Below are 9,546 nucleotides of genomic sequence, written 5' to 3'. Positions count from 1 at the left end.
CCTGCATTTTCATCTAACCAGTAGTCTTTATTATCATCGGTTAGTTTACCTGTTACCATCTTATAGTTGTCTTTATTAAAGTAGAACCATTTACCACTTGGTGTGTAATACCAACCCTTGGCATACGTATCCTTAGATACTTGATAGCTCCAGGTATTTCCTTCGTGAATCCAACCACGCGTAGAAGCTAATGCAGGAGACGCAGCACCAATAAGTGTTGCACCTGCAACAGTTGCAGAAATTAACCCTGCAAATATAGCTTTTTTAGATACGGAAACAAAAGAAGAAGAAGTCGAAGTATACATATATAAACTCCTACTAAAAAGAAGTAGCACTATTGCCCTTCTGATATATTTACTATAACATATATTAGAAAAAATTGTAATAATATTTTTAATTATTTTTAGTATTTTGGTGATATGGGAATCTTGTATAATAAACATATATTGAATCTATTACTTAGGAGCTTACAATGAATTGCGCGCTCGCATCGGTTAAGATTCCAACTGAACTTGTACAGCGGTATAGTAATCTTGCTCACTTAACAGGTCATGATAGCGATTACTATATGGAGCAGGCTTTACTAGAATCCATAGATAAACTTGAATATGAACACTCGCTTTTACAGCAACTCAAAGATTTACAAGATGGTTGCTTAAAAACATATTCCCTTGAAGAAGTGAAGGCTCATTGTGAATTGGAATCTTAGATTTTCCCAACAGGCAGATAAAAGTTTACGTAAGTTTGTATTACAATAATTTTATTGGATATTCTTCCACTGTAACGGTATCGAGATAAAGGAGAAACATCATGGATTTAGAACCGTTTCTATCAGTATCGGCTGTAGTCGTCATATGCTCAATTACATTATCTACTTTCTGCTACTACAAAGCCAACACCTCTCTCGTCTTGAGCGACCGTTATCTATTCAGTCAGACAAGTTTTATGATGACCTTAATTACAGGTGTTATATTGTTATTACAGGCGTACTTTTTCATATTGTCATTAGTTTAGGTTGAGAAAGTTCTTTCATCTTAATGTTGTGTAATCATCTGATTTATGAAAGTAGCAATATGATTTATTCAAATGAAAGAAAGCTATCTTTAAGTGACTGGCTCAAGAAAAATCATTGTACATCATATAAAAGCCCCCTAAAGTTACAAACATTTTTATTGCTTTACGAAGCCCTAACAAAGGTAGCTGCAGAGCAGACTTATAATAAAAATGCTGAATCTATTAACGCCCAAAGAGCTGAAAAATGCGCTTTTATAGTTGGAACTATGACGGAAAAGGGACTATCAGACCTTACGCACCAAATGAATCTTTGGAAATCAAAGGAAAATCGCATTATGTCTGGTGAGTACCAAGTAGATTTAGATGAATCAGATTTTAACTCTCATGATGAGAAATTGATTGATACATTAGACAAAATGTATCCAACAGATATGATAGAAAACTCTGCAATTGTTAATTTAGATAAGAATTATTTTGTCTTTTCAAAATCTGATTCGGAATTGCTTACCGAAAAGCATTTCGATGTGTTACTCACCCTTGCAGAAAATGAAGAACTCCATAATCCCGTGTTTGTTGATATAGACAAAGAAGGAAGGCTTTTAGTTGATTAAGTACAGATAGATATTACGAGCACCTACTCTACTATTGAGTGGGTGCTCATTTATTAGATTTACCAAAGTCATTAAAATTGAACTCAAATGGTGAGGTTTATACAAGATTTAATTCTTGATGTACAATAATTTATAACTTACGAGATAAAGGAGAAACATCATGAATATCTGTATAGTACTGCTTCTATCAATAACTGTTGTAGCTTATCTATGCACAGTTGCATTACTTGGTTGCTCGTTATTGCCCTGCGTCTCTCTCAACAACCGTCTGCAACGTACCCTCGATCAAACGACTTTTATGCTGCTCTTACTTACATGTGTTACGTTTTTGCTATCATATCTCATACCGTTTTTAGTTTAGGTTGAGAAAAGTTAAAATTGATATAAGGAACAAGCCCTTGCCATACGTGGAAGGGCATTTTTTATGAGATATAAACACCGCTAAAAGACTTATGCCTTAATACAACGCATAAGACCACATTCAAAGTCTGCTTCTTCACCGTCTTCAATGTGTGGTTTTCTAAGAATTAAATGACCGTTTACGGCAAGTCCTACGACAAACTGCATTGCGTCTTTAGGAACAATCAATACGCGCCTATTTAGGCGCATATCAATACCCTTTACGTTTTCATCATCTTCTTCAATTTCATGATAATCAATTGGTGAATATCTACGCTCAAGATAAATACCCTCATCGACATCCGTTATGTCTATAAAGTTATCCTCAAGAAGTGCTCCATCACCAGGACTCTCAAGAGTCATCAGCGTTGTGTTGATTTCTTCTATAGATCCTGATTTATATAGAATAAAAATATTCATAACTACCCTTTCTCTTTACTTTTATAACCTGCGCTTATCACGTGCAATTGTTACCTTTTGCGCTTGTGCAGCCTTGCGAGCGTCCGCAAGTGCTTTATCAAGACTTTGCGCTTGTCTTTGTTGATATTTACGTAATTCAAGAGCAAGCGCGTGCTTCTTCTGCGCTTGTGCTACCCTATAAGCCTTTTCAGCTGTATCATCTCTATTCGATGCACCCTCAAAGCTTGCTTGCTCGTTCCATGTACCTTCAAGCTTTGCAGCACGCTTAATCATAGCTTCTGATTCATAGCTTTTCCTTTCGTTTGTACATTGAGGAATAGCCTTACCCAACATATCAAGTAGTGCTTGATACTTAGCAACTTTATCCTTTGTTTCATCGAGCGTTTGCTCATACGCATTTACTTTTTCTTTACAACGCGTTAAGAGTAGTGCTGCCTTTTCTTCATCGCCTGCATACTGCGCTGCGTTTTCCTTAAAGAATGTATCTGCGGCTTTAAGCTCACGTGTTAAACAAGCTTTAACATCAGTAATTTTCGATTGCGCTTCATTTCGCTGTAGACGGCTTTTAACATCTAATATGGGCTTTTCACGTAAGCTTTCTATCGTACTTTCAAGGTTCTTCACCGTTTGTGCCATATCGTAAATAGCTTGTGCTTTACTTTCTGCGCGCTTACTTTCTTCAAAGCCAGCTTCTAATTCGGGTAATTTACGCTCTTTTGTACCAAGCTCTATTTTTAAGTTACCTAGTGAATCTATCTTTTCACGAGAAAGTAAGTTAATAGCTTCCGCCATTGCATGAATGTTTTTCCATGCTGCTCTTTGCGAAACAACCCTCACGCATGAATCACTAAATGTTTTTGGTTTATATATTTCAGTTATCTTTAAGCTTGCATATTTACGCTTATGAAACGCAATTTCACGCTCAAACTTTACCCAACCGCGCGCGAACTCAACGCGCTTATGTTCAATTGCATACTCATCTTTAATGGATTTCATAACGCTTGTAAAGTCTACGGATAATCTTTGCTCAATAGCTGCCTTTGTATAGTCTGCACCTAAGCTTTTAGAGCTTGCACGATAGGTAAAACCTGTTGATAGAGGGTGATAAAAGGTGATATCACGTACACGCCCTACGTCATTAACTTTGTATCCTTTATCTTCCATATAAAAGATAAAATCACTATACGACTTACTTTTCCTGATAGATTCGTTAATAGCTGTGCGTATATCTTGCTTCCAAGACCATTTTCCTTGTGAGGTAAGCTTAATTTCACTCATAGAAAGTCTATCAGGTTGTGCATTGTGCTCTTGCGTCAATCCTTCTTTTTGCTGTTTTCTATAGGTAACAATATCGGTTAATGTAGAGCACCCATGCTTTTCGGCAATACTTTGAGCCGCGCGTGCTTCTGCGATAATCTTACGATTAGAACGCTGAATTTTATATCCTGTTTTTGGCAATACTGAATTTAAAATAATGTGCGCATGAGGAATGTGATGTGTATTATCATCGTGAACCTCGACAGCCCACTGACCTTCAGGATACATATCACCTGCCCACTCAGCAGCCATATCCGCAACCTCATCTACACCTACCTTGTCTTGCGGATCAGGCGAGAATACAAAGTGATAGTATTGCCTTCCTGTTTCTTTCCCCCACGCTCGTTTAGTATCAAGCATTTCTTGCGCCCAGTCATATTTAGAATCACTTACTTGTGTAAGATTTGGAGATAGACGCTCTGCACACACGCGCTCATACTTAGCATGGTGTCCTGAATGTAGATAATTTTTAATTGAGTTAACATTATTTTTTTGCTCAAGCTTTGCACCTACTAAATAGCCAAAAATATCCTTAACACCCCACCCTTTTTTATAGAATGAAGCGTTTTTCTGTGATAATTTCATCTGTTTAACGGTCTTGAGCATAGGCATAACAAAAACCTGCTTTTACCTAATAGAAGAAATCAGATTTAAATTAAGTTTATTGAGTTTCCCTTGAATCCTTGCAAAGTCAATATAGAGATCATCAACAACAGGATTTTCCCCTAATCCGCTTTCACGTAGCCTTTCTAAGATTGTACCAACCTCATCAAGTAAGTCTGAAATAGTGCATTGCGTTTTTCTCAATGTAGAGGAATTGAATTGGTCGCTTTCAAGGCAAGTGAGCATAAGTTTTGAAGTTGAAAGTTGAGCCTCTGCAGCAATCCTTTTAAGGTCTGCAAGCTGCTGTGATGAAACACGTATACATACACATTGATCTTTCATTTAGGTCTCCTTTATCTCGTAAGCATTGTGGAAGTGCTTTTTAATTCTAGGGTATGGGGCAAAGCCCCATGAATGAGCAAGAAAAGCGCGCGGCAAGCGCGATGTTCGCCGCTCAGTATTTTGTATATACAAAATACGTCTCTTGCACCCGACATATCGACATTATAGCATAATCTATGTCGGGGGGCATTTGGGTTTTTGGGTTTGCCTTGTGGTACACTTTTAAATAGTTAAAGGAGTCTCCTATGTTATATATAACAGGCTTATTTGCGCTTAATCTTGAGTGTTCTCTTGGCACAACGGGTGATTGGCATATGTCGGGTATGGACTGGTCTAAACTGACTTTAGCCGATAGCAATAACTCAATTTTTGGTACATATGGTATCGAACGCAACTCAACTCGTTTAGTTCCCGAACACGAGGGTAAGCCACATAACATTGCTAATCACGTCCGCGCGTGTCTTGACCTTATCGAACAAGAAAACTATTGCGCTGCCGAAGGTATGTACAGAGATTTCCTAGATGAAGACGATTGTTATAATGCTGATGTTTTTACGCGTGTCTTACATCTTATAGAGACTTACCCCAATCGTTTTGATGAAATCAATCGCTTTATGGGGCGTGAATACGGTACAAAATGGATCTTCTTCATTGTTAGTAAAGGATATGATTGCCTATGTGGTATGCCCAACACAAAACAGTTGAACGCAATTTTCTAGCAAGCCTTGACTCAAACTCACCTTTGATTCTAAAAGGTGGTACAGCTCTCATGTTTTGCTACGGTTTAGATAGATTTTCTGAGGATTTAGACTTTGACGCTATAGCTCACGCGAATACTGAAAGATATGTCAAGTCTTTCTGCTCTAAGCATGGTTATAGTTACTTTAGAAAGAAATATACAGATACTGTTCAGCGACTAACCATTCATTATGGCGGCGAAAAACCCCTTAAAATAGAAACCTCTTTTAGGGATCACAGTTTATCTCTGAGTGATACCATTATTAAAAATAATATACGCACCTATCCTATTGATACGCTTGCTCAGATGAAGATGACAGCATTTATGAGTAGAGATAGGATTCGCGACTTATACGATGTCTCGTTTATAACCAATAACTACTGGGAAGAACTCTCACAGCCAATTCAACGTCTTTACCGAACAGGCTTTGCAGAAAAGGGTATCGAACAATTTGATCTGATGTGCGCAACACAAGATGATGACCTTATTGATAAAGATTCTCTTGCAGAGTCCTTCCTAAAGGCACTTGATAAAGCAAAAATTGCTCACACTACAGAAGAAATTCGACCATACCGCTCTCTTGCCGAGGAGATGGCTGCTGCTCGTACTGCTGCCAACAGACAGAAAGAGAACGATGATACATCTATGCAGCATAATATTAGACAATAAGCAAGAGAATTGACATCATAAAATATTTGTGCTATGTTTGACCTGCTTAAAGAGGGTGTCTCGCTACCCATAAAGCAAAGGCGAAACGTTAAAGCTTAGCAGAGAAGAAACTTTCTTCTCTGCTTTTTCATGCCTAAGCTGAACAAATTGCAGTAATCACAGTATCTTTAATAGGTTATAATTTTGTAAGAAATATCTTGCGTGTTTTGAGCACGAAATAGATAGGAGCAACTGATGATATCGCTTATCCTTGCTTATGTGGCTTGTGTCTTATGGTTCTTAGTAAAGTTCGTAACAATTATGTTCTTTGCAGCTGATTGTATAGTTGTTATGATGTTGACTTATAACTTTGCTGCCCAAAACATTTTGCCGTTAGTTGGAAATGGAACTTCAGGAGACGTACCTATTGCTCTTGCTTGCTCGGCTATAGGAGCAATTTTGTATGTGGCTCTACTCTATGCCATACATAGGTTTTTTCCAAGAATTTGGAAGGTGGTCAATCTCTTTCTATCATTTTATTCTGCTTACAACACTTATCTTTTCGTCCTGCTCTTGGTCGGCATTAGCGTTTCCAGTATACTAACAGATGTTCCCACACCCAACCTTATCGCGCATGCTCTTGTAGGCTTATTATTATCAGGGATTGTCTATGTGGCACGTGATAACTTCTTTAAGAATCTGAGTGATAGTTCTGATGATAACGAAAACGTTGTCTACGTAATTGAAAAGAAGAACGATGATCAAGCACCACAAAAAACTGAAGATGACTAATCATAAACGCAAAGATACAGGTGATTTTTTTGACCTAGGGGACAGAAATGGGACAAAATCAAATTACAAACTAAAAATACTACCTATTACCTGCAATTATATGTTTATTAGTTTGTAAATTATGGGTTCAAATCCCGCATCGCCCACCATTTGTTTTCTTCCTTTTTACCCAGGTAAACATACTTATTTACATGATAGCAAAATAACACCCGACCCATTTTTGTCCCATGATATTGAGGAATGACTACGTAAAGATATAGGAAAACTTACTTTTATTGCAAAATTATTGCATAAATTTACGTGGTTCAACACCAGTAGAAAAAATGGGTTTCGCTTATCCCAGCAAAACCCATTTTTGTTCTCTGCAAGACGAAACACTTGGCCAATATCTCGGCAGGCGCGCAATCTTGAACAGTCTTTTCATCAATATGAGACCGACATTAAAGCAACATTAAAAGACTGTGATATAAAAACGCACCCAGCGTTGCACCCATAAGTGGACCAACTACAGGGATCCATGCATATTCCCAATGCGATGTACCTTTATTGGCAATAGGCAAAAGCGAATGCATAATACGAGGTCCTAAATCGCGCGCAGGATTCATAGCATATCCTGTTGTTGAACCCAGACATAATCCAATAACTAAAATAAGAATACCTATGACAATTGGTCCGAGCCCGTGCTCAAGACGATTAGGACCAAGACACAAAACACCAATGATAAGCACCGAAGTAGATAATATCTCACCAAATAAGTTAGAAGGCGTGTGACGAATAGCAGGCGCTGTACAAAAGCATGAAAGAATAGCATCTTGATTAGTGGTTTGCTTCCAGTGAGGATAGAAATGAAGCCAAACACATACGTTGGCGCACATAGCACCCAAAAATTGCGCAAGGATAAAAGGAGGAACCTGCTCCCACGAAATCTCCCCTACATATGCAAGCGCAACACTAACAGCAGGATTCAAATGTGCCGGTCCAAAAATTCCTGCAACGTATACTGCAAGCGTAATGGCCATCGCCCAACCAGTAGCCGTTTGCATCCAGCCAGTGCCATATGATTTTGTTTGCTTTAATTCAACGGAACAAATAACGCCTTCTCCTAAAAGCATCATAATAAATGTTCCTAAAAACTCACCTATCATAGGTAGTGTAATCACGAATAATCGCCTTCTTTCCTAAGGGGAAACGATATGTCCCACATGTTTGACAAACGGTAAAATTATACGTGAAAAAATTTAATTTTGGGTGAAATGTATACAAAATAGAACCACTTCATTAGGTATACAAAAATTTGGTTTAGAACTAGGTAATGTATGCTGTAAATAACAAAATAATGGTGATTGGTAATATCTTCACGGCTAATCATCTTTTGTTTCTCGTCTGAGCTTGCCCATGAGCTCGTTTACTTCTTCTTGAGTAAAGCTCTTTTGTGCCCCTTGTTGTTGGGTGTCTTGCTCAGAGGTTGCAGTTGCTTGTGTATCAACTGAATCGGCAATAATATATCCTTTCTGTTGCCCGCTCTTTCGCGGTTGTCTATACTCCTGCTTTTAGCAGTCATCCATCACAGATACGCTCTGTGCAGCGTAGATATTAAAAAAGGTGCACGTCTGCACCTTTGATAATCAAATTAAGATGTGGTATAGTGTATGTAATCCGTCAGAGACCTGCCATTCGTGGGAGGCAAGCTGGACGGATTATTTTTTAAGTTTCTTTATACTCTCATCATTTACAATAATAACCTCATCAAAATCATTTCTACTTATAAGTCATGCTTCAGCCTGAGCACAAACATCTTCATAAGAAAAAGGTGATGAAGTTGCATCAATAATGAGGTTTCTTGCTTGCCCTCGTGCCTCATTGAACTGGTTGTTAATATTATTCTTGCCATGTCCGCTCGGCTGTTTAATTTCCCATGCCACCCCGTCAATCATCAAGTCACTTGTTCTTTTGTTTTCAGCTTCACGAGTCGCACGAAACATTCCTTTTATGCCGTGTTTGCTTAATCTATTAGCCGTTTTGAACTCTCTTTCGCTTGGCCGTGCGCCTCTTTCACATGAAAAATCGCGTGGTAAATTTTTTAATTCTCTGCGACGCATGCGCTCGATTTCTCGTAAGAGCCTTTTACGCGCTGTTGTGTTTGCTTGGTTGTCTCGTGTAAAGTCGATACCTAGTTTATCTGCAATTGCAGAAAATCTGTAATACATCTTATCGGGGTCATACCCTTTAAGACGTGGGTTATCGTGGTTAAAATCAACACAGACGCTGCATCTACACGCGGTTGGGTTTGGTTTATGCCGCGCGTTCGCTTTCAATTCTCAAGTGCCACCTGCGCTGCTCTACTTGCACCATGCGTCTGTTTTTATGCTCTCAAGCTTTTTAAGACTTGTTGATTTTTTACTTACCCTGGTATTTACGTAATAAAAAAACCGCTCCAAAGAGCGGCTAAAGTAATGAGCGCCCGGATTCGCACCGGAGTCTCCTCCAACAAGGCATAATCTCTCCTATACGACAACCCATTACGATATATAATTTTGCCATTGTTCAAGGATAGTGTCAACCATCTAGAAACGGTTACTCATGGCGTACCTTGCCTTTGCGAAGTGTTTTCCCAAGCTTTGTAATTACTGCTATATAGTTATAAGCTTTGCCTGTCTTTTT

Annotated in this window: 10 protein-coding genes and 1 pseudogene; 5 read left to right on the top strand and 6 right to left on the bottom strand. The window is 38.5% G+C overall.

What is annotated here, in order from left to right; all coding sequences use genetic code 11:
• Positions 1–305 (bottom strand): annotated as a pseudogene (locus AC5GD6_RS05630) (hypothetical protein); the annotation flags it as partial.
• 167 nt (positions 306–472) lie between these two features.
• On the opposite strand from AC5GD6_RS05630, the gene relB reads away from it, so the two are divergent.
• Positions 473–709, top strand: coding sequence for a type II toxin-antitoxin system RelB family antitoxin (gene relB, locus AC5GD6_RS05625; protein ID WP_464395074.1), 237 nt, complete (start codon positions 473–475; stop codon positions 707–709).
• Positions 710–1,073: 364 nt separating this feature from the next.
• The gene (locus AC5GD6_RS05620) at positions 1,074–1,625 is read left to right on the top strand and encodes a hypothetical protein (protein ID WP_491846427.1); all 552 of its coding nucleotides are present in this window, start codon (positions 1,074–1,076) and stop codon (positions 1,623–1,625) included.
• A gap of 450 nt (positions 1,626–2,075) precedes the next feature.
• Here AC5GD6_RS05620 and AC5GD6_RS05615 read toward each other — a convergent pair whose 3' ends face one another.
• From AC5GD6_RS05615 to AC5GD6_RS05605, 3 genes are read right to left on the bottom strand one after another with little or no spacing between them, the layout of a single operon-like run.
• Positions 2,076–2,444, bottom strand: coding sequence for a hypothetical protein (locus AC5GD6_RS05615; RefSeq protein ID WP_491846426.1), 369 nt, complete (start codon positions 2,442–2,444; stop codon positions 2,076–2,078).
• Positions 2,445–2,465: 21 nt separating this feature from the next.
• Positions 2,466–4,373: a relaxase/mobilization nuclease domain-containing protein gene (locus AC5GD6_RS05610; RefSeq protein ID WP_491846425.1), complete on the bottom strand. Its 1,908-nt coding sequence runs from the start codon at positions 4,371–4,373 to the stop codon at positions 2,466–2,468.
• Between the two features lie 15 nt (positions 4,374–4,388).
• Positions 4,389–4,706: a hypothetical protein gene (locus AC5GD6_RS05605; protein ID WP_491846424.1), complete on the bottom strand. Its 318-nt coding sequence runs from the start codon at positions 4,704–4,706 to the stop codon at positions 4,389–4,391.
• Positions 4,707–4,951: 245 nt separating this feature from the next.
• Here AC5GD6_RS05605 and AC5GD6_RS05600 point away from each other — a divergent pair, with 245 nt between their 5' ends.
• The 3 genes from AC5GD6_RS05600 (at position 4,952) to AC5GD6_RS05590 (ending at position 6,885) form a co-directional block, all read left to right on the top strand.
• Entirely contained in the window at positions 4,952–5,425 is a 474-nt protein-coding gene (locus AC5GD6_RS05600; RefSeq protein WP_048597016.1) for a hypothetical protein, read from the top strand.
• Positions 5,383–6,114, top strand: a complete 732-nt coding sequence (locus tag AC5GD6_RS05595; protein WP_082734845.1) for a nucleotidyl transferase AbiEii/AbiGii toxin family protein — start codon at positions 5,383–5,385, stop codon at positions 6,112–6,114. Before AC5GD6_RS05600 ends, AC5GD6_RS05595 begins: the two co-directional genes overlap by 43 nt.
• 234 nt (positions 6,115–6,348) lie before the next feature.
• The gene (locus tag AC5GD6_RS05590; protein ID WP_061102753.1) at positions 6,349–6,885 is read left to right on the top strand and encodes a hypothetical protein; all 537 of its coding nucleotides are present in this window, start codon (positions 6,349–6,351) and stop codon (positions 6,883–6,885) included.
• Positions 6,886–7,325: 440 nt separating this feature from the next.
• Here AC5GD6_RS05590 and AC5GD6_RS05585 read toward each other — a convergent pair whose 3' ends face one another.
• Complete coding sequence (locus AC5GD6_RS05585) at positions 7,326–8,045, bottom strand: MIP/aquaporin family protein (protein WP_082139632.1); 720 nt, start codon at positions 8,043–8,045, stop codon at positions 7,326–7,328.
• A gap of 609 nt (positions 8,046–8,654) precedes the next feature.
• Positions 8,655–9,092: a CdiA C-terminal domain-containing protein gene (locus tag AC5GD6_RS05580; RefSeq protein WP_491846423.1), complete on the bottom strand. Its 438-nt coding sequence runs from the start codon at positions 9,090–9,092 to the stop codon at positions 8,655–8,657.
• Between the last annotated feature and the right edge of the window lie 454 nt (positions 9,093–9,546).

It is taken from the genome of Fannyhessea sp. (assembly GCF_986145555.1).
Note: the sequence above shows the minus strand (reverse complement) of the source record. Positions and strands in the feature narration are given on the sequence as shown.